20 protein-coding genes, 1 other RNA gene and 1 pseudogene are annotated in these 21,168 nt (G+C 36.5%); 9 read left to right on the plus strand and 13 right to left on the minus strand.

Features of this window, described 5'->3' with window-relative positions:
* Nucleotides 1–90: 90 nt before the first annotated feature.
* From MHB53_RS12995 to MHB53_RS13010, 5 genes are all read right to left on the minus strand, one after another.
* Nucleotides 91–801 (minus strand): glycerophosphodiester phosphodiesterase, encoded by a 711-nt coding sequence (locus MHB53_RS12995; RefSeq protein WP_340918948.1) that lies wholly within the window; start codon nt 799–801, stop codon nt 91–93.
* 97 nt (nt 802–898) lie between these two features.
* Nucleotides 899–1,036, minus strand: coding sequence for a hypothetical protein (locus MHB53_RS13000; protein ID WP_340918951.1), 138 nt, complete (start codon nt 1,034–1,036; stop codon nt 899–901).
* Between the two features lie 54 nt (nt 1,037–1,090).
* The gene (locus MHB53_RS26400; protein WP_445661519.1) at nt 1,091–1,285 is read right to left on the minus strand and encodes an ABC transporter permease subunit; all 195 of its coding nucleotides are present in this window, start codon (nt 1,283–1,285) and stop codon (nt 1,091–1,093) included.
* 133 nt (nt 1,286–1,418) lie between these two features.
* Complete coding sequence (locus MHB53_RS13005) at nt 1,419–2,153, minus strand: endonuclease/exonuclease/phosphatase family protein (RefSeq protein ID WP_340918953.1); 735 nt, start codon at nt 2,151–2,153, stop codon at nt 1,419–1,421.
* Nucleotides 2,154–2,775: 622 nt separating this feature from the next.
* A complete protein-coding gene (locus MHB53_RS13010; RefSeq protein WP_340918955.1) occupies nt 2,776–3,108 on the minus strand; it encodes a L,D-transpeptidase in 333 nt (110 codons plus the stop codon).
* A gap of 247 nt (nt 3,109–3,355) precedes the next feature.
* On the opposite strand from MHB53_RS13010, the gene MHB53_RS13015 reads away from it, so the two are divergent.
* From MHB53_RS13015 to MHB53_RS13025, 3 genes and pseudogenes are all read left to right on the plus strand, one after another.
* Nucleotides 3,356–4,372: an SDR family oxidoreductase gene (locus MHB53_RS13015; RefSeq protein ID WP_340918958.1), complete on the plus strand. Its 1,017-nt coding sequence runs from the start codon at nt 3,356–3,358 to the stop codon at nt 4,370–4,372.
* 874 nt (nt 4,373–5,246) lie between these two features.
* A pseudogene (locus tag MHB53_RS13020) lies at nt 5,247–6,077 on the plus strand (ComEC/Rec2 family competence protein); the annotation flags it as partial.
* 344 nt (nt 6,078–6,421) lie between these two features.
* Nucleotides 6,422–6,634, plus strand: coding sequence for a DUF3006 domain-containing protein (locus tag MHB53_RS13025; RefSeq protein ID WP_340918960.1), 213 nt, complete (start codon nt 6,422–6,424; stop codon nt 6,632–6,634).
* 141 nt (nt 6,635–6,775) lie between these two features.
* On the opposite strand, the gene MHB53_RS13030 is transcribed toward MHB53_RS13025, so the two are convergent.
* The 3 genes from MHB53_RS13030 to MHB53_RS13040 all read right to left on the minus strand — a co-directional run bounded on the left by MHB53_RS13030 (nt 6,776) and on the right by MHB53_RS13040 (nt 8,554).
* Nucleotides 6,776–7,273: a VanZ family protein gene (locus tag MHB53_RS13030; protein ID WP_340918964.1), complete on the minus strand. Its 498-nt coding sequence runs from the start codon at nt 7,271–7,273 to the stop codon at nt 6,776–6,778.
* Nucleotides 7,274–7,429: 156 nt separating this feature from the next.
* Nucleotides 7,430–8,359, minus strand: coding sequence for a polyisoprenyl-teichoic acid--peptidoglycan teichoic acid transferase TagU (gene tagU, locus MHB53_RS13035; RefSeq protein WP_340918966.1), 930 nt, complete (start codon nt 8,357–8,359; stop codon nt 7,430–7,432).
* A 36-nt stretch (nt 8,360–8,395) separates the two neighbouring features.
* Nucleotides 8,396–8,554, minus strand: coding sequence for a hypothetical protein (locus MHB53_RS13040; protein WP_340918968.1), 159 nt, complete (start codon nt 8,552–8,554; stop codon nt 8,396–8,398).
* A gap of 333 nt (nt 8,555–8,887) precedes the next feature.
* On the opposite strand from MHB53_RS13040, the gene MHB53_RS26405 reads away from it, so the two are divergent.
* Nucleotides 8,888–9,451, plus strand: a complete 564-nt coding sequence (locus MHB53_RS26405) for a transposase (protein ID WP_445661434.1) — start codon at nt 8,888–8,890, stop codon at nt 9,449–9,451.
* Between the two features lie 71 nt (nt 9,452–9,522).
* Here the strand turns inward: MHB53_RS26405 and MHB53_RS13045 are convergent, their stop codons facing one another.
* Complete coding sequence (locus MHB53_RS13045) at nt 9,523–10,398, minus strand: helix-turn-helix transcriptional regulator (RefSeq protein ID WP_340918970.1); 876 nt, start codon at nt 10,396–10,398, stop codon at nt 9,523–9,525.
* 159 nt (nt 10,399–10,557) lie between these two features.
* Between MHB53_RS13045 and MHB53_RS13050 the strand changes: the two genes are divergently transcribed.
* The 5 genes from MHB53_RS13050 (at nt 10,558) to ssrS (ending at nt 14,779) form a co-directional block, all read left to right on the plus strand.
* The gene (locus MHB53_RS13050) at nt 10,558–11,907 is read left to right on the plus strand and encodes an ABC transporter substrate-binding protein (protein WP_340918971.1); all 1,350 of its coding nucleotides are present in this window, start codon (nt 10,558–10,560) and stop codon (nt 11,905–11,907) included.
* Between the two features lie 62 nt (nt 11,908–11,969).
* A complete protein-coding gene (locus tag MHB53_RS13055; RefSeq protein WP_340918973.1) occupies nt 11,970–12,338 on the plus strand; it encodes a hypothetical protein in 369 nt (122 codons plus the stop codon).
* A 193-nt stretch (nt 12,339–12,531) separates the two neighbouring features.
* Complete coding sequence (locus MHB53_RS13060; protein WP_340918975.1) at nt 12,532–12,723, plus strand: beta-xylosidase family glycoside hydrolase; 192 nt, start codon at nt 12,532–12,534, stop codon at nt 12,721–12,723.
* Nucleotides 12,724–13,002: 279 nt separating this feature from the next.
* Nucleotides 13,003–14,298, plus strand: coding sequence for a Gfo/Idh/MocA family protein (locus MHB53_RS13065; protein WP_340918978.1), 1,296 nt, complete (start codon nt 13,003–13,005; stop codon nt 14,296–14,298).
* A 299-nt stretch (nt 14,299–14,597) separates the two neighbouring features.
* Nucleotides 14,598–14,779, plus strand: a non-coding RNA gene (ssrS, locus tag MHB53_RS13070) — 6S RNA.
* Between the two features lie 386 nt (nt 14,780–15,165).
* Here ssrS and MHB53_RS13075 read toward each other — a convergent pair.
* The 4 genes from MHB53_RS13075 to MHB53_RS13090 form a co-directional block, all read right to left on the minus strand.
* The gene (locus MHB53_RS13075) at nt 15,166–15,798 is read right to left on the minus strand and encodes a hypothetical protein (protein WP_340918981.1); all 633 of its coding nucleotides are present in this window, start codon (nt 15,796–15,798) and stop codon (nt 15,166–15,168) included.
* A 674-nt stretch (nt 15,799–16,472) separates the two neighbouring features.
* The gene (locus tag MHB53_RS13080; RefSeq protein WP_340918985.1) at nt 16,473–18,710 is read right to left on the minus strand and encodes an FAD-dependent oxidoreductase; all 2,238 of its coding nucleotides are present in this window, start codon (nt 18,708–18,710) and stop codon (nt 16,473–16,475) included.
* Nucleotides 18,710–19,537, minus strand: coding sequence for a phytanoyl-CoA dioxygenase family protein (locus MHB53_RS13085; protein ID WP_340918987.1), 828 nt, complete (start codon nt 19,535–19,537; stop codon nt 18,710–18,712). The genes MHB53_RS13080 and MHB53_RS13085 overlap by 1 nt, the downstream gene beginning before the upstream one ends.
* 81 nt (nt 19,538–19,618) lie before the next feature.
* Nucleotides 19,619–21,145 carry an extracellular solute-binding protein gene (locus MHB53_RS13090; protein WP_340918990.1) on the minus strand — a complete coding sequence of 509 codons (1,527 nt, stop codon included), beginning with the start codon at nt 21,143–21,145 and terminating at the stop codon, nt 19,619–19,621.
* Between the last annotated feature and the right edge of the window lie 23 nt (nt 21,146–21,168).

Raw genomic sequence — 21,168 nt, forward strand, 5'->3', positions numbered from 1 at the left:
TAATATTAAAAATCCCAGCTATGAATAAACCTTTAAAGGTTACTCTTAGCTGGGATTTCTCTTCTTCTCTTTCCCTTGCCTAGTTTACTTTTATTTAAATATTGATGGCATATCGGTAATAATGCCATCAGCCATCATCTTTTCAAATTTTTCTCCCTCAGCTAAGCTATTAATCGTATATGGATATACTTTCATTCCCTTCAGATGTATTTCCTTTATTAATTCCTCTGATAAATGCAGAAAATCCGGGTGTATGCTATAAGGATTGATGGAATTACTTTCAATAAAGGAATATACATTTATTACATTGGTGTTTGTGATAAACCCGATTTTAATTGTACTATCTAGATTACTTAATCTTTGTAAAACAATATGATCAAACGATGATACTAATACCTTATCCGCAAATTTATATTTATATATTAGCTGGAGGATTTCCTCCTCTATATTTTTTATCATGTCCGGACCCTTTTTTATTTCTATATTTAACATTATTTCGGAATCCTGTAATAATTTCAGAACCTCCTCAAGTGTTGGAATTTGCTCATTTTTAAATTTTGGTGAGTACCATGAGCCAAAGTCATACGCTTGCATTTCCGCTAATGTTAACTCATGAACATATCCTTTCCCATCACCGGTTCTATTAATAGACCCATCATGAATGACTACTGGAATACCATCTTTGGTTAAGCGAACGTCTAATTCGATCCCATCTGCTCCTTGTTCGATAGCTAATTTAAAAGCTGCCATGGTATTTTCAGGTGCATAACCTGATGCCCCTCTATGTGCGATGATTAGCATAACAAACCTTCTTTCTAAATAATAAAATAAAATATTAATAGCTTTACTGCCCTTTACTTACTGTTAAAAAATCATTTTTTTGTAAACTTTACTATGACTATTCACCGATTAAAACACCTTGTACGAAAAATCTTTGTAGGAATGGATAAACAATAAGCAAGGGCAATGATGACACGATAATGACTGCATATTTAACAAGACTGGCTGTTTTTACTTGTTCTACAAGTGATTCCATTACACCAGGTCCTCAACACCCTCTACTCCAATTTCATGAATAACAAGGATCTCTCTAAGAATAATTCGCAGTGGAAATAGTTCCTGATTTGATAAATATCGCAGGAAAAGATTGATTCCATAGACTAACTCCATGAGATAGCGCCATTACAGCTATAATTGGTAAAGATATTTGTAAGACAATCTTTAAAAAGATATGAAAATCTGAGGCATTGTCTATTTTTGCAGCTTCAACTAATTGGTCTAGGATACTTTATTTAAAAAAAGCACGAGCTACTAGAATTGACCATGCACTAACTACATTACAAGTACAGATTGCATATTTTCACTCCTTCTATAAATAATGAAGTATCATCATCTCCTAACTCCAAGGACATATCAGCTCATTCTGTTGCTAAATTATTATTTTCAATGAGTAATTCCGCTACAATTGGAAGGTGGTCAGAACCAGCATGCTGGAGTACCTTCTGATTGGAATGCTTTATTTCTGACGAGGTGAAAATATAATCAATTCTTTGCACCGGATCTACTGCAGGAAATGTGTAGGCGTTTTTTATTTGTTGAAAACTATCTACTAGATCCGTTTGGTTCAGTAGGTATTGCAATTCTTCACTATTAGGGTCTGCGTTGAAATCTCCTAACAGCACCTTTGGACCACGATAATTTGATGTTATATTAATTAATTCTTTTACTTGTGTCATTCTACTGGTGCCATCTAGACCAAGATGGGTATTAAAAATATTTAGGGATACACCATTCACATGGATAGTTACGCTAAGTACCCCTCGTTGTTCCTGCCCATAGCTACTAAGCTCGATATTTTTGGATCCCGCAATTGGATGCTTGCTAAGAGTAGCAAGTCCATACTGTCTTTTCTCTACCTGTCCATCCAGCGGTTCTAACTGAATATTAGGACCATACGCATAATGATAATCCAATAATTTCGCTAATCTTTTAGCCTGATCTTCAAAATTGCTTCTTTCTCCATAAAATCTGTCCACTTCTTGGATACCAATAATTTCCGCCTCTGAATCTCTCATTGTTTTAGCTATTCGTTCGAGACTTAAAATATTATCCAAGCCAACCCCATGTTGGATATTATATGACATTATTTTCATAGTTAAATTCTCCCCTAGAAATACTAATATTTAGGCAAATACTTCATTACTACTATCTCCTTTTAAGCAATCCCCCTTGAATCTACTTAGTACATTCATGTAATCATATGAAGCACATCTTAAATGGAAAATAAAAAACCCAAAAAATTCATAGATATAGCAAATAACCGCCTATAACTAAAAACTTTTGGGGTTCTCTTTATTCAATACCCTGTAAAGATAATATTTGATTATTAATTTCTAGGTTATATATTTTTTCACCAATTGTCAAGAGTTGGAATATTTTCAACTAAAGTAAAATTTATTTAATTAGGTCATGGTATTAACTAGATGACTTCGAAAATAAATATTATTTATTTTGGACTTATGCTTCTTATCCACCTTTTTTTGAAATACGAACGTAAAAAGAATTTATAATAATAAAATCAGGGACTACTATTAATTCCTCTAAATTGTATAGTGACCTACTTCTACAATCCTATCACCCATTTGATAATGTAATCGGAGTGTTAAAGTGCAGTTTTACATACAATAAAATAAGGGTCACATTCTTTTTCTGTCAAACGGCGATGTATCATCTCAACTTACATACCAGCATTTCCGGTAATCGTTATCATTCCAATCAATGAATCACAACTCCCGTCCCAACTGAAACCTTAGCGGAAAGTTCAAGAACATCGTGATTGTGCATTCTAATACATCCATGTGAAACACTTTTCCCTATCGAAGCAGGATTATTTGTACCGTGAATGCCATAGTGTGGTTTTGACAATCCCATCCACAATACGCCGAATGGCCCTCCAGGATTAGTTTGTTTATTAATAATTGTATATGACCCGTATGGTGTCGGCGTTAACATCTTTCCAATCGCCACTGGATAGGTTTTTATTAATTTACTGCCATCGAAAAGTTTTAGCTGGTGCTTTTTAGTGGAAACATCGATCCACATAACCATATAATCATCCCCGATATCATTTTGGATATTGTATGAGTCAACCTAGGTTATCTGTGAATAAAGGTTAATCGTATTATAGGAAAACTGAAGTATTTCTGCATTTTTTTAAAGTCAAGAAAGAATCCATATTGACCTACCTTCCTAGGGCTTCCCAAGTGGTAAACTGCGACAAAACAAAGTATGATAGGAAGTGTAATTGAAAGACTAATCAAACTCTTTTAAAATTTCATTTTACGGAGGGGTATGTATGAAAGCTTTATTTATTGGTGGAACAGGAACGATTAGTTCCTCCATCACGAAACAGTTGTTGGAAAAAGGATGCGAACTCTATCTTCTTAATCGGGGTTCAAGAAATGATGCTCTGCCCGCTGGTGTGAATGTTATTACAGCTGATATTAATGATGAGGATAATGTTGCTAAACTTATTGAGCACCTGGAGTTTGATGTTGTTGCTGATTTTATCGCATTTGAGCCTACCCAGTTGGAAAGAGATTATCGATTATTTAATGGGAAAACGAAACAATTTATATTTATTAGTTCTGCCTCCGCTTATCAAAGCCCTCTTGCAGATTATAGAATTACGGAGGGAACTCCTTTATCCAATCCATATTGGGAGTATTCCAGAAACAAGATTGCCTGTGAAGATTATTTGATGAATCAGTATCGTGAAAATGGCTTTCCAATTACAATTATTAGACCAAGTCACACCTATGACGAACGTTCCATCCCACTTGGTGTACATGGCAGCAACGGAAGCTGGCAAGTTGCTAAACGGATGCTGGAGAACAAACCGGTAATCATCCATGGAGATGGTACTTCCTTGTGGACAATGACACATAATAGTGATTTTGCTAAAGGCTTCATCGGCTTAATGGGTAATATTCATGCTATTGGCGAGTCGGTACATATCACTTCTGATGAGACCGTTACTTGGAATCAAATATACGAGATCATTGCAGATGCATTAGGAGTGAGACTCAACGCTGTTCATGTATCATCGGAATTCCTGGCTGCATGCAGTCAAGAGGATCTTACAGGCGGACTTTTAGGAGATAAATCTAACGCAGTTGTGTTCGATAATTCAAAGTTGAAAAGACTTGTTCCAGAATTTGTTGCAACAACCCGACTTGACCAAGGCATGAAACAAACGATTCAATATATTTTAGATCATCCTGAACATCAGATAGAAGATCAGGAATTTGATGCTTGGTGTGATAAGGTTATCGATGCATTAAGTACGGCGCTAGTGAAAATAAACGCATAATAAGAAGTTAACAAGCTATCGGATAAAAATACCCGATAGCTTGTTTATCGTTTTGTACACTAAGAGCAAAGTTTCACTCCATATCGCCAACGACGATATCAGTCTTTATATCCATTTAAATTTTAATTTACTGACAATCTCAATTCATGTACCATAAATTATTGGCTTTCAGTTATCTTCACATAAACATCATGAAGAAATTCACATACCTAATGAAAATAACCCCAACTCTTATCCATTCGATCAAACAACCCAGAAAAAGAAAAAACCACATATGATATGGAAAAGACGATGATTTGATTTGTTTAGTCATCGTCCTTTCGCACCGTTTTAAGGTTGAATCAATTGAGCCAACAGCGCTAAATAATGTTCCTTTATCTGGTTCGAATCATTGCTGTGCATCCCAAAGGGCGATCATACCTATTGAAAATACTCATCGATATTTTTATAAATATGCAGGTATTTAATAATATGGTAACTCATTGGTCGAAATTCTTCGACAAGATCCTCAAACCTTTCCATTTATATTCTTCCTGGAAATCGCTCTTTTCAATTGTATTCCCGGGTACCCATACAATAATAAAAAATGTTTGACTAAGCGAGTCAAGATTATAATGAAATTATTTAATAAATCGAATAAACGGGCGAAGTTGGATCGATATCATTTTTCCTTTAGAGGATAAATGACATATTGATCCATCTTCTAATTTCTAGGTATTTTTTAAAACGTCAATATACATCGTTAGGTATTTAGTACTGTATACATTGTAATTACTAAGATTCTCTCGTGCAAAGTATGATTTTCTGATAGAATTTAGGAATATATACTCAATAATAGATTCTAGGTAAATAACACCATGAATGGAGAAGAAATATGAAGAAAAAAATTAGAATATTTGGGATTATCGCAGCATTATTTTTATCATTATTATTTGTACCCACTGGGACAAACGCTGCTTCAAAGGAGTTAATTGTCCACTATATTGATATTGGACAAGGTGATGCCATTTATATTAAAACACCGACCGGGGAAAATATCCTCATCGATGCTGGTAATCGAGCGAAAGGACATGAGGTAGTCGCTTATTTGAACAAGCAAAAGGTGAAAACAATTGATTTCATGATTGCGACTCATCCAGATGCAGATCATATCGGTGGACTCGATGAGGTGCTGAATGCTTTTAAAGTGAAGAATATATATGCACCTAAAGTATCACATACAACCAAAGCATATAAAGATTTCTTGCAGGCTGTAAAAAGAAAAAAGCTAACAATTAAAACAGCTAAATCTGGCATAACGCTACCTATAAAAGATAAATCCGTTAAAGCTACATTTATTGGACCTGTTAAAAATTATGCTAACAGTGATCTGAACAATTGGAGTGCTGTTTTACATATAAAGCATAATACCAACACATTCCTATTTACTGGTGATGCTGAGACAAAAGCAGAAAAAGATATGATTTCAAAAAGGGTATTGTCTAAAGTAGACGTGTTAAAAGTAAGTCACCATGGTGCAAAAAGCGCAACATCTAAAGCATTATTGGACATAGTAAAACCGAGATATGCTGTCATTAGTGTTGGTAAAGGGAATACATATAAGCACCCTACTTCCGAAACACTTCAACGCTTAAAAGCTGCTAAAGCGACGATTTACAGAACAGACAAAGATGGGACGATTAAGGCTACATCTAATGGGAAGACGATAAAATTTAATATTACAGCTACGCAAAAGAAACCTGTTCCAACCGCTAGTAAACCAGCAGCGACTACTAAGTTTACGGCAAGTTTAGATAATAATAAGCCAAAACAAAATGGAACAGTTAACCTAACTGTTAAAGGTCTCCCGAAAGGCACTAAATACAAGGCTGTATTCCGCTATAAAAGTACAACTACAACTTACAATGGCGTAATAGACAAAAAACTACCTGTTAAAATAGGTAGAGCAGCAAAAGGATTTAAAGTTAATATTGATATTACCGCAACAGATAAAGGAAAATCCTATAAAACAAAAACTTCCTTTACTCCGAAATAAGGACGGTGCTCTTTATGAAAGGAATTATTGATCGATTTGAAGAAGATTGGGTAGTTGTTGAAGTGAACGGTGTAACAAAAGACTTCAAAAGGACCATTTTCCCCAAGGAAGCTGTTACAGGAGATATGGTGAAAATCGAAGGGAATAAAGTTACTGTTTTAAAAAGTGAAACGGAAAAACGAAGAAAAGAAATAGAAGACTTAATGGATGATGTTTGGGAGGACTAGATTTAGTACTGTCTTTTCATCAACATACAAAATAGATAATAAATAAGAGGATATATAACACTTCCTCTTATTTAGGCCTATTATTATTGCAGTCACAGGATACTCTCATTTCTATTCAAAAGATCATCTAACTTAATTAACTTATCCTCGCTTACTACCTTTATGACTAATTAAATAAATCGGAACATAGATTGCTAGTGCCACTACAGCTCCAGCCATATCTAAAAACACATCAACAACCAAAGGCGTCCTTCCACCAGTTAACAGTTGATGATATTCATCCACTGCAGCATAAATACCCGTTCCAATGAGTGCAACCAACATCGCTCGCCATACTTTCATCTTTTTCATTAACATCAGCACACTAAAGATCGCCAAGGACAACATACCAAACAAAAATAAATGGGCGAATTTCCGAATTAAAAATTCGAGAAAGTAATAATAGCCACGTGTCTCCACCGATATAGTCGAGCCCCAGTACGGGATTTGAAAGCGGGATAGAAAGCCTCCTAATGGCTCTCCTGGCAAAAGTTTTTGTAAAAATGGAACAAGTGATTGCTGTTCATATGTCTGTGAAGAAAAGGTAAATATCAAGATTGCAATCACTAGCAATAAAATAACTTTTAAAAATTTTTTCAATCAAAACACCTTCATTTTAATTTGGCTTTACTCGTCTATTATACGCACTATATTTCTAACAAGATAAATATGAATAAAATTGAAGAATCGTTCGCTACTACAGTCCTAAAAATCAAAATCGCCCAGAGCCAAATCTAGCCCCGAGCGACTTTTCAATTATTGTAATTTCAAGTGTTCTTTTAAGCGAGCTTGTACTTTATCACGTTCATCTTGCGAAACAATATAGTACCAGACACCACCAATTGTCGAGCCATTACCCGCAATTTCCATTTGCTCTATATTATGGCGGGCAGAACTATAATTTTTTTGGATGTCTTTCATTTCATCAAAAGAAATATTCGTTTCTACGTTATTACTTAACGCTTTAAGAATATCATCATATTTCCAAAGCGCAGAGACGTTGGCGCCTTTATTCATTACGCCTTGAATCACTTGGCGTTGGCGCATTTGCCTGCCGAAGTCTCCTCGTGAATCATTCTTACGCATACGTGCATAGCTTAATGCTTCCTTACCATTTAAGTTTAACTGGCCTTTTGCAAAATGATGACCACCTTCAGAAAAATCAAAATCATTATTCACTGTAATGCCACCCACAGAGTCAACAATATCCTTGAAACCTTCCATATTCATCTTCACATAATAATCAATTGGAATATCTAGGAATTTCTCGACAGTATTCATCGACATCTCGACTCCACCAAATGCATAAGAATGGTTAATTTTATCATCTATGCCTTTTCCAACTATTTCTACACGTGTATCACGTGGGATGCTCAGCATCTCCATCGATTGCTTCTCAGGATTTACTGTCATTACGATCATCGTATCAGACCGTCCTTTATCCCCTTCACGCTGATCTACCCCGAGCATAAGCACGGAAAAAGGTTCTTTTTTATTTAGTGCTAGGTCAGTCGGCCTCTTAACTGCAGGTGTCCGATCTATCGGACTATGAACCGTATTAGCTGCGTTATTCAAATTGCTATATATTGAATAACCATAAGCGACAATACCCGCTACAAAAACAAGTAGGATAATTAAGAATATTTTTAGCGCTTTTTTCTTCTTTTTTGGTTTATATCGTTCCATTTCATAATTCTCCTTTTCTAAGAGTCTAGCTTTTTATTAACGGGCTTGGACATTCACATATGGCTCCAGCAATTCCGTCATTTCATGTAATAATTCATTCAATGAAATATTCTCATCGTTACCTTTATCATAAGCAATATGTAAAATCTGCTTTAACTGTTCCTGATTTAAGTTTATATTTTTAATCTGATCCATCTCCTTAGTCACCAACGACGTAATCATAGAATAATATCCCAATAGCAAACTCATACAACCTATTATAACCTATAATCTAGAAAAATCGATACTTTTTTACAAGAGCCGACTTTTCTTTCAAAAAACTTGGTGCCAGGCACCCAAACAATTTGATTCACTACATTCTCTGTGTAGATTGCCATTTTCACTATGCCTTAGGGTTAGCTTTTATGTTTTTACCAATTTGCGGATGAAGATTGAATTTATTATAATGTGGAAAAGTGTTTGAGTGCCTGGCACTGATGAGAAAAAGAGGGAGTGAAGATAAAGCAAAATGGCTAGACCGAAACGAACATGGCATTCTGCTGGCTATTACCACATCACTATTCGCGGAAACAACCGCCAAAACATCTTTCATGGAACACCGATATTAATGAATATTATCGTATCCTCATGTATGCATATGGAAAATATCGTTTTGAAATTTATGCGTTTTGTATCATGAACAACCATAACCATCTTCTGCTCCGCTCCTATGAAGTCCCCCTTGGAAAACTCATGGCGATCATCAACAAAAGATACAGTGATTACTTCCGAAAAAAGTACAACTATACCGGACAAATCTATGAAAACAGATACTACTCCAAAGAAATTAGCTCCCCTACAGGACTATTAAACATTAGCGCCTATATTCACCGCAATCCGCTCGAAACAAAAATACCAATCGTACAAGCCATGGAGCATTACCTTTATAGTTCATATAAATACTATTACCACAACTTGCAATCCCACCATCCATTTCTCAACCTTCGTCTACTCCCTGACCTAATGCCAGTTGAAAAACAGAAAAGACTTAAAGCCTACACCCAATATTGCGTTCAATACAAATCAAAGAAAAACACAACTACGGAACAGTAATAGTGCATTTACCATGTGCTAATTATGAGAATAATGTGAATCATTTGGGTGCCTGGCACAGAACTACTTTCCTAGTCAATAAAAAGTTTTTGCTCGCCATATGAGAGACGTTTATTTTGTTTCCTAAATTGTATTGGTGCGACACCTGTCACTTTTTTGAATGATTTATTGAAATGGGCAATGGTGTGGAAACCTACATCCTCTGCAATGGTCAAAACCTTTTTATCCGATTCAATCAATTGGCGACGAGCTTCGCGCATTCGTACGGCTTGAACATATTCACTAAAATAAAAACCCGTTATTCTCTTAAAAGTGCGGCTTAAATAAGAGGGACTAATATAGTATTTATCTGCAATCTGTTTCAACGTTAATTCATCACTATAGTGTTGATCTAAATAGGTAGCAATTTCAGATACTTTTTCATGCATGGGATGAGTATATTCTGGCGGTGGTTGAAAGGATTGACGATAGATTTGAATTAACAGTTTGATTAGTAATGCCTTAACATAAAATATATGTCCTACTTTTTCTTTCTTACATTCTGTCAACATTTCAAAAATAAGTTGTTCGGTATTGGGTTGCTCATTTACAGGGAAACGGATAAGTCGAGAACCGTGTTGAAAAGGAAGTAATGGTAAACCTGGTGCCGTAACGTCGGGTTGGATAAAATCGTGAGTAAAGTTAATTAAAATTCGTTCAAATTCAGGGACAGTTGAGCTTGTTGTACGGTGTACATCATGTGGATTAATGATCATAATATCACCACTCTTTGCTGTATATACCTTTCCGTTGATGAAATAAACTCGCTCACCTTTACGTAAATAATACAATTCATAAAATGCATGAGCGTGTGGCGTAGACATAGATGAAAATCCTTTTCTACGCATAAATTGCATTGAAAACGATTCATAATCTAAATAATACTTCGGACCGAAAATATCTGTCATCTGACCATCTCCTCAAAAAAGGTACTAAAGACAAAAAAAGCAAAGATACAGATAAAAAGAGCATGTTTATGTATAGAGTATAGCACTATGGTGCGATATCATGAAAGCGTTATCTAATTTGTGGCAATTTTAAAAATAATAGAAGAAGGGGTGGTATTGATGAAGCGAAGAATATGGAGTCTTCTCTTTATAATCGGAGTAATGGCATTAATCATTGGATGTAGTAGTGAAACAAAAGGAAATAATGCTGAAGAATCCCCTAAAAGTGGTGTAGCTGAAAAAAATCCTAAGACTGATGAACCTGAAGAAGCAACTGTCGCTTTGATGATTCACTGGGGGGAGAAAGATTTTGAGAAGACCTTCAATCAACATGTAAAAAAAGCTCTACCACACATAACACTAACTTATATTCAAGCTAGTGGAAAAGAGGAAATCGAAGAAAACTTTGCCAAAGGATTCGTACCTGATATTGTCATGGGAAGTGATTTTCGAATGTTTAAAGAACTTGATTTACTTCGAGATCAGATGCCGCTAGTAGAAAAACACGGTCTTGATCTCGGTCTATACGATCCGGGTATTATAGAATCTTTAAAAAACGCTTCCCTTGAAGGAGAGTTGAACGCCCTACCTGTTTTTCGACCTGGTTATATAATGGCTTATAATAAAGATATTTTTGATGCTTTCGGTGTCCCATACCCGACAGATAATATGACTTGGGATGAAGTCATTGAACTAGGTAGACAATTATCTGGTGAAAGAGATGGTCAAAAATACCACGGTCTCTGGCCTGGTAGAGATCAGCTGGCACAAGTAAGTGCCACCATAATAGACCCAGAAACAAATGAGCCGAATATTCTAGATAATAAAGAATTGCGTATCTTTCTAGAACGTCAACAAACAATCTTTAATATCCCAGAGAACCTTCCAGAGATGGATTCAATGGAAGATTTAGCAGATTTTATGTATAACGGAAATAATGCTGATCCGATATTTGATTATGCACTTTTCCCTGGACGTGATCAAACCAACGGCTTTACATATCGTGAAGCAGAAGCTGGTTTGAACTTTGATTGGGTTACATACCCTACTTGGGGTGGAGATTATCCTGATTATCTCCCTAATGAGCTATATAACAATTTGTTTGTAACAAGTCAAAGTGAAAATCCAGATGCTGCCTTCGAAGTTCTTGCATATCTAATGTCAGAGGAATATCAAAAATGGTCGGTGACAACAGGTGGATCAACTGCTTTGCTTAATAAAGAAATATATGATGAATTTGGAAAAGAACTAGACCACGCAGAAGTTTTGGATGATAAAAATACGCAAGCACTATTTCAATTACAAGGCGCTCCAATACCAAAGAAATCACATTATGAAGGACCTCTTTATAAAACTTTGGTGATCAATGCTTATCAACGACTCCTTGAAGGTGAAGATATTAACACAGTCATTAGAGTGATGGATGAGGAAGCACGGAATATGATTAAGGATCTAGCAGGAAAAGAATAATAATCAATTTGTTTTAAGAACGTCAACAAGAAATATTTAATATTCCCGGAAATTTACCAAAGATGGATTCAGTCGTGGAATTAGAGGAATTTATGTATAACGGGACAGGGAATGCAGACGAAATATTTGATTATGCTCTTGTACCAGGGCATGCCTTTACAAAAGGGTATTTACAGCGCGAACAAGATGCTGCTGGTTTGAATTTTGTTTGGGTCACCTACCCAACTTGGGGCGGGAATTATCCGGAAGAAGAACCGAAAGGACTTTACCATAACATTTTCGTCACAAGCCAAAGTGAAAATCCAGATACCGCCTTTGGAGTAAATGAGTATTTGTTATCAGATGAATATCAAACATGGTGGACAAGTACAGAATATAGGGTAAGCCCATTAGTGAATATGCGTAACAATCAGAACCCCAGGAGGTCCTAGAAGACAAAAATTGGCGCGCCTTTCTCGAAATACCAGGGGCCCCTATTCACGATACTCTTGGCCTTCAATGGCAATGGGAAGCTAATTATGATCTGAAGTGGTATGAGTTAAGAAAGGCAAGTGGGTTACGCCTATTTGCCCAATCTTTTCCTCACCTTTCACAAAAAATCGTAGCTGAATTACCAAACGTCCATTGTCGAAGTTCCCAGCACCGACTTTTACGGTGACGACTAAATTGCTCTTTCATCCTTCCTCTATCGCAGATCAAGCTGGCCTTATTATTTTAGGAAAGGAATATGAATATATGGCATTGAATGCAACTGGGCTTGTTCATGTTGCTGGAACAAGAAACGAAGCGATCCCCTTGGAAAAGGTGAAAAATTAGTTGACAGTCGATGCATCGACCGTTTATTTACGGGTCATTGTTCAAGAAGAAGCCATTTGTCAGTTCCATTACAGCCTTGACGGAGAAGACTTTAATGAATGGGGTGCACCTTTTTAGGCAAAAAAGGGACATTGGGACGGAGCAAAAATAGGCTTATTCTGTTTCACAGAAGAAGCAAAACCTAGTGGCGGGTTGTGGATGCAATTGGATAAGAATTGATTAATGAAGTTCGATTTACCGAGGATTAGGCGAAAATGTATAGAATTAGGGAGTGTAATGATGAAAAGATATGCTATTTGTGGAGTGAGTAACCGCGCGATTGGGATGTATATCCGTCCGATTGTACAACAATTTTCATTAGAACATAAGGTCGTTGCTTTATTAGATGCCGATCCACGGCGTTTTGAAGTATGTAAGCAGGCTCATTCAGAAATTAGCCATGTACCAGAGTATCTTCCGAAACAATTTGATCAGATGGTAAAAGAAACAAATCCGGATGTTATCATTGTGGCTAGTAGAGATGATACACATGTTGATTATATCCTACAAGGTCTAAATAAAAACTTAGATATTATTGTTGAAAAACCAATGGCCACAACAGCAGAAGATTGTAAAAGAATTATCGAAGCCGAGGCTGCAAGCAACGGAAAAGTAACGGTAACATTTAATTATCGCTATAGTCCTATTCATATGAAAATTAAGGAATTAATAATATCAAACAAAATCGGAAAAATAACATCAATTGATCTTAATTGGTATATTGACACATATCATGGTTCAAGCTATTTTCAACGCTGGAATCGAATGAGGGAATTTTCTGGTGGACTATCCGTTCATAAAAGCTCCCATCATTTTGATTTAGTTAATTGGTGGACGAATCAAAAACCTGTAGAGGTATTTGCTTTCGGAGATCTCAATTATTACGGAGAAAACGGTCCCTTAAACCCATTAAAAGAAGATGGGAGACATTGCGATACCTGCACTGTTAAACAAAATTGTCTCTATCATACAAGATGGACAACAAGAACAAAATCAGAAAAAGTAAAGGACGATCATTTAGGTAGCGTGGATGTCAAAATATCGCAAGGAAATTATACCAGTTACCGTCCCGACCAATGTATTTTTGACTCTAACATTGAAATTGAAGACACCTATACAGCAACGGTTCGTTATGACAAAGGAGCTTTATTAAGTTATTCTGTTAATTTTTCTCTCCCATATGAAGGCTACCGTTTAGCGATTAATGGCACTAAAGGAAGGATTGAAACAACAGAATATCACGCACCAAAAAGAACTCCATTTCCTACACCACAGCAGACGATTGACTATTATCCGTTATTTGGTTCAAAGGAAACGATTCATGTCGTCCATAAAGAAGGAGGACATGGTGGAGGAGATCCGGTTCTTTTAGAAGATGTGTTTCTTGGCGTCGATCCGCTTCGACCGTATCCGATATTATCCGGATCAATCGATGGTGCATATGCCGTATCCACAGGGGAAGCAGTTTGGCGTTCCGTTAAAGAAAAGCGCCCTATCCAAATCAATGACTTGTTAAATGTTCATGCAACCCTATAATTTTGAAACAGAATAATTCATGAAATGCGCAGGCTTCTGTTGTTCATAGGAATTCTAAAAGCTAAAAACCTATGGTAAATAGTCTTAAAAGATTGAATACAATTTCGCGACTCTGTTGTTAGCAGCTATATTTCTTCACCTGCAGCAGCTGAACATCATCTTAGTTGCTCTTTTAGCTGTTGAAACCCGAGACTCATGAAAAGGTACTAATTTATTGAGCATTGTAGATCAGGCAATAAATGCCCACAATGGTTAAATTAAACTATTGATAAATCGATGAAAAAGCTTTATGATGGTTATAGAAGCTGCGATGTCCGTATGGCATTAAGTTTTAACTCTAACCTTATAATAGGGAGTTTTAATTGAAACGATAATGTCAGGCCTTCTTCGAAAGGAAGACAGGATAGTTTCTGCGAACACCCACTTGGAGAAGTGGTGGTTTAAAACTTTTTATAACGAGTACGGCATATGTGGCTCTTAACACTAAATTAACCAAGACCAGTCTTTTATTATTAGACTGGTCTTTTTATTATGTAAGAAATAAACTGAATCAGATTTCTGGAGTAGGAATTGTATGGATGCCGAGCACAGATACCTTCTTATTCAGACAGCGAAATATGATTATCAACACTAAAACATAAGCTTTTTAATCTGTTCCCAAGGAACTTTTGTAACCAAATGTGCCGTGTTTCTAATCCTCAATTCCACACCAAGTTCCTTTTGATCCTAGATATTGCTTGGTAAAAAAACAAAAAATCCAAATCGAAGCTTTTTTAGGTTAGCTCTAAGCCCTTTTCATTGGTTTCCCGATTCTTCTTGAACTTCCGGGATTACTATATCCCCTATTTCCTTTTCATCTTCAGCTATTTAGGGTTCTTTAGGTTCTTCCAGATCAGGTGCAGGTTGTATAGGAATTGCTGGACTCTTTGATGTATCCTCGAGTTCTTTCGAATCAGTAACAGATTTTTCAATATCATCGGGTTGTTTTGGTGTATTCGACTCCTGCGGAGGCTCTATAGGTTTGTTAGCTTTATCAGGATTATCGGGGTTATTAGCTTCATTATTACTTTCGTCTGATTTATCTTTTGGTTTATAATCTGTTTTATCTTTTTCATTATTCTTTGATACTTGTCCCCTCTTCTTAACAGGGCTGTAAGTGGAGTGATTATTAAATCGCGATACCGAATTATCACTGTAAACTTCAGTTGTTACTGATTGGTCCGTAAATGGATCAGTTACGGACTCCTCTATATCTTCACTTATTTCCTCTTCCTTACTGTCCTTAGCTTCCTCTTCATCATCGTCGTTTATTTCAGGGATTTGTTTATTTGATAATAGTGCTACAGATAAGGTTTTTCCTTTATGATTTTCTACCTTCCAACTAGTAGTACCTACTTTATCCAGTAAATGTTTTTCCCAATAAATATAACCACCTATGATAAAAGCACTAACTAAAACAATTGTGAGTAAAATTGCTACATTCCCTTTTTTCTCATGCAATAATTTCACCTCCAGCTTTTTATATTCCTGTAATGCCCGCTATCTCATAAAAATAATATTACTATATAGGAAGGAAAACAACCACAATACAAAATCACAAATGGTAAAATGATATAACTTTTCACCCATTTTAAAACATTTTTCAGTATGCCTAATTTCTCCGCCTTACTTTTCTCTAATCTGAATGAAGAAATTGTTGGTAATGTAATTATTTCAGCCACTTTATGTCCTTAAGACGGGCAAAAACTGATGGTTTTTTAAAAAAATCACTGAATATATATCAGGGAGGTAGAAATCTGAAATTGCATTCACTTCATATGAAAAAGTTGCGTAGACACATTGCTACAAAAGTGTTGTTTCCGATTTGATAATCTTTTTAGTGAGCTACTAAATTTTCAATTTTAACTATCTCTTTTGATTAGGAAGGAACTAAGCTATCTATATATGGGAAGGAAATAAACCTGATAGAATTATGCCTGTACTAATGCAACGAGAATGGCCAATGATCAACTATAAAAAGTAATGCTATTTTGTGGTACACCTTGAATAACTTTTGAAATCTGAAAAGCTATCCCTCGTTTGACAAGGGATAGCCTTTATAGAATTGCCAGTACTGGATAACCACCTTCGTGTATTTTAAATACTGATATAATACTCCATTCATTTTGATTAAATTAGTAAACCCTTATTGCTACTATCTCTGCGCTGGATGCTCCATTTGTATTTTCTACGACTATTCTTAATGTATTCGATTCGATATCATTACTAAAGAGATGGTGTTGCTTTCGTTTCCGATTACCTTTTTCTTCATGGATCACCACCCGTTTTCCATCCCTTTTTATTTCCAATCTATAGTCTTTTACAAGTTCAGGGATAATATCAAATGGTGTCTTGTGATGGTGTAAGTTTATTAGATCCTCATTAACATCATCATTAAAAATTACTTGCACTTCTTTAATGGTTATAGGTTGATTCCATCCCAACTCTGCCCATTCTTCCGTCCCATCCGTCATTTCACCAGATACCCACATATGTGGTCCCCCATATGGACGGTTATATCCATCAATTAATTTTCCTGCTGAAAATGCATTCGTTTCTGGGTATACTTTTATACAAAAAGCTTTTCGGACAAACGGGCTCATATTCCAACGAGTAACCTCTTGTTTCGGCAGTTGATGTGACTCTTTTTCATTATTCTTGTCCTTCAAATAGGCTAATATCCCAGTTGTTGATTGATTAGAAACATGTAATCTTATATCTTTATTTTCTTTTATAATAATAAAAGCGTTTTGAGCATCTGCCGGGTGCCAAGGAAGATTAACTGAAACCCATTGGTGGGCACCTTTTTCGATTGATACTCTTTCACTCAATTGTTTCACCGCCGGTATATAATTCTCCATTTTCCCAGTATCCCATAGCTCTACTTCAAGAATTGTATCCGCTTCTGCGTCTAACAATAACTCAATTTGATCCAAAGTTGGTTCGATTGGAATATGCAAACCAACATCAGCTGTTAATGCATATGTCTGACTGGAATCAGCAACGATCAATTGCTTTCTTTCGCTTGAAGAACGTAATATAGCCTTTTGAGCAAGATCATTCTCATCTGTATTACTAATTCCAATTAAGGAAGCATCTTGCTTTAATAACACTTGCTGCAGCTCCTTTAAATGGTTTTCGTATAACCCTCTCGGAGATGTTCCTTTTTGAAAAGAAAGAGCTGCACCTGTTCCTGCCGCTTCACCAATGACCGCACAAGTTGCCATTACTCGCGTTGTCCCAAAAGCGACATGGGAGGCGCTAATATTCCTTCCAGCAAATAAGAGATTAGATACATTTTGTGAATATAACGAACGAAATGGAATATGATAAACTCCGTCCATGTGTAAATGTTTCGCTCCGCCCTCTTCCGCGTACATCCCTTGAGGTGGATGAAGGTCTATGGACCAGCCTCCAAATGCGACATCATCTTCATATCGTCTTTGATTCAATATATCATTTTGATTGATAATATAATCGCCTATGAATCTTCTATATTCCCTTTTCCCTGGTAATGCCCCAATCCACTCTAAAGTGAGATGATCGGCATCAAACTTTCCGGAGTTTTTAATATAATCCCACACACCGTATATGGCAGACCATAATTCGTCTCTGATTTTCTCATTATCATAAACAGTATCAACCTCTCCTCCCCACTCAATCCACCAATATGCACATCCATTATCGCCACTACGTATAACTCTTTTAAGCGGTATAGATGTTTTCGTGATGTCCTTTGCAAAACTCGGAGGAACGTATTTAACTGGATAACCAATATCCTTTGTGTAAAATAATATGGAGCTTCCTAACGTGATATCATCCGCCTCTTCTGGAGCCCAGTCCTCGTTGAATTCACTTTTGGCCTCTCTACCAATACGATACTTTGCCCCAGCCAAAAATCCGACTAATCCATCTCCAGTGCAATCTAAGAAAACATTACTTTCAAAGCGAATGTGACGCTCTGATCCCATCATCCAACCCGTGACAGCTGTAATTTTGCGGTTATCTTCCTTTCCTTCTGAATCCACTTCACGCACATCCGTATTCAGGAATAATTGAATGTTTTTTTCTGCCTTCACCTTTTCTAATATAGCTAAATCCCAGTAATAAGGATTGCCTTCTGGATTCATATACTGATTTTCAACAAATAATTCTCCCATAATACCAGTTTCTCTCGCATACCGATGAACACCATGTGCTGTTGCTCCACATACCCATACCCTTACTTCACTACTTGAGTTGCCACCGAGTACAGGTCGATTTTGAATCAGTGATACAGTTTGGCCCATTCTTGCAGCAGCAATTGCTGCACATACACCTGCTAAACCACCACCAACAACTGTAATATCAGTTTGCACCGTTTCTTTTCTCATTATTTATAAACTCCTTCACCGACACTTCCGTTAAACAAAGATTTTAGTGGTACCATACTATCGTCCGGTACGTAATATTTAAACGGATTATCGTCAATTCCTCCGAGTAATTGCTTTCGAATGGGTGAAGCGTCTTTCAATAAATGATCAGGTGCGACATGATAATCAATTGGACGCATCCAAATAGGACTGTAACCCATAAATACTTGCCTCCTTATGAATTCCGAATTATTTGGAGCGCCAGCATGCCAAATGTTTTGTGGAAAAATGAAAACATCACCCGGGTATCCACACACTTGTACTTCCTCTTCTATCATTTCATTCACATTCGTATTATTCGGATTGTATGGCCGGTTATGGCTCTTTGGTATAATTTTTGTATTTCCACGATCTGGTTCAGACATATCGCTAAGAATATAGCAAGCCTTTATATAGTAGGTAGAGGTCAATCCGTTTATTTTTGGAAATGAAGGATGCGGCCCATCTTGATGCCAGTCAATAAAACTATTTGTTTTTGTTTTCTCGTTGTTCGGGTTTGGTTTACGAACGGTTAAATGAGAAATGTGTAATTGTATATTATGTCCTAGTAAATTCACAATTAGTGGAAGAATCGTTGGTTCATCGATTAAATTAGCAATTTCTGGATGCCTTGCTACACTATTGTAAACATTGTAGGCTAATGATTCCTCCTCTTCTAATAGAATCTCATCTATACCACCATTCAATCGCTTCACTTTTTCTTGTGATAAAACATTCCTTAACAATAAATATCCTTGTTCCTGAAATTTGGAAATAAGTGACTGATAGTCGACCATATTTTTGCTCATTTAATTATTCCTCCTAGCATTTAAGTTGATTATAAAATAGGGTGCGAAGGAAGCTATTTTTTCCTTCTTCGCATCTTTGGTTTATTTGACTAAGCCGAGAGCCTTCAACTGTTCTTCTGCAGAATTTGTATATGTTTCATAATTAAAGGTTGTATTCAACGTTTCTAGGAAATCATCATACTCATCCAATGAACGATTACCATACAAGAATTTAACAGTTTCCTCTTCTGTATACCTATCAGCATCCCCTGGATTATAACTATCTGGAATATTAATGAAACCGTTTAATGTTTCTATTCTCGGTTGATTTGCTGCAAAACCCATCTCGTCTATGGCATATTTAAAACGCCCTTCTAGGTATTCTATTTCTGGACGACCTGTAAATTGGTAGAGCCAAACATATCCCAGTTCTTGTGTTCCTAATTCTGTTAATACCGGCTTTCCATCCTCCATATTAAAATGTTCCCCCTCGATCCCATATTGAACAAGATTTGCTCCTTCATCATGAGATACATAATTAAACAGTTCAATTATTCTCTTCAATTTCTCTGGATCTTTTTCGAGTGCTTTTGGTACTCCATACATGCCCGGAGTTGCACCAATATCCCATGACCCTGTAAATTCTCCTCCTGGACCATTGAAAGCCTTAACCTGCACCCACTTTGCATCCGAATTAACTGCATACATTTGTTCAACAAACTCCGGCTTTGTCATATTGGGCCAATCAATATAGATAATACCCGCTTGTCCCTGGAACGCCTTTTGTTGATGCTGCAAACCGGTATTTGTAATGATCTCAGGCTCCACAACACCTGCTTCAATCATTTCATTGATTAAGCTTAGTGCCTCTTTCATTCTAGGTGCAAAATAGGAATTCATTAGTTTTTCATCTTCTATATAAAAACTCCCTGGGCTACCCATTCCATATGCTCCAAATATCGGTTCAAATGTACTTATTCCATTCCCCGTAAATCCATACGTATCAGCCTTGCCATTACCATCCGGATCCTTTTTAGTAAATGCTTTCGCCAACTCAAATAGCTCATCTAAAGTAGCAGGAACTTCCATATTTAAAGCATCCAACCAATCTTGTCTGACCCAATATGTGCTATAAGGAATTTGCGGCGCTTTCGCAATCGCATATAGCCCCTCATCAACGGTCGCTTTCAAAATACTATCCTCACCAACAAAATCGATTGTAGGCTTCAATTCTTCTAAGTAAGGCGTCAAATCAAGTAACAAACCTTTTTTTGCGTATTCTTTCAATAAAGTACGATCCAATTGCATGAGATCTGGGTAGTCGCCTCCAGCCATCCGGATATTCAATTGGCTTTTGTAATCATCAAAGGATCCAAACAGATTCAAGTTAATATCTGTATTTAAGGCCTCATCAATTCCTGCTTTAATGAAATCACTTGCTGCATCAGGTGGTGTCGCACCTCCACCAGAACCTACTACCTCAATTTTCATTACATGAGTATTCTTATCGGTACCTGCCTCCTTTTTACTCGCACCTGTTTTTGTACTTTCTTCTCCTGTACAAGCAGACAATAAACCTAGTATTAAAAGCATAATGAAAACTATTGGAACTAAGAATTTTCTCCCCATCGCCATTCCCCTTTTCATATATA

It is taken from the genome of Bacillus sp. FSL K6-3431 (assembly GCF_038002605.1).
In the GTDB taxonomy this organism is placed as follows: domain Bacteria; phylum Bacillota; class Bacilli; order Bacillales; family Bacillaceae_C; genus Lederbergia.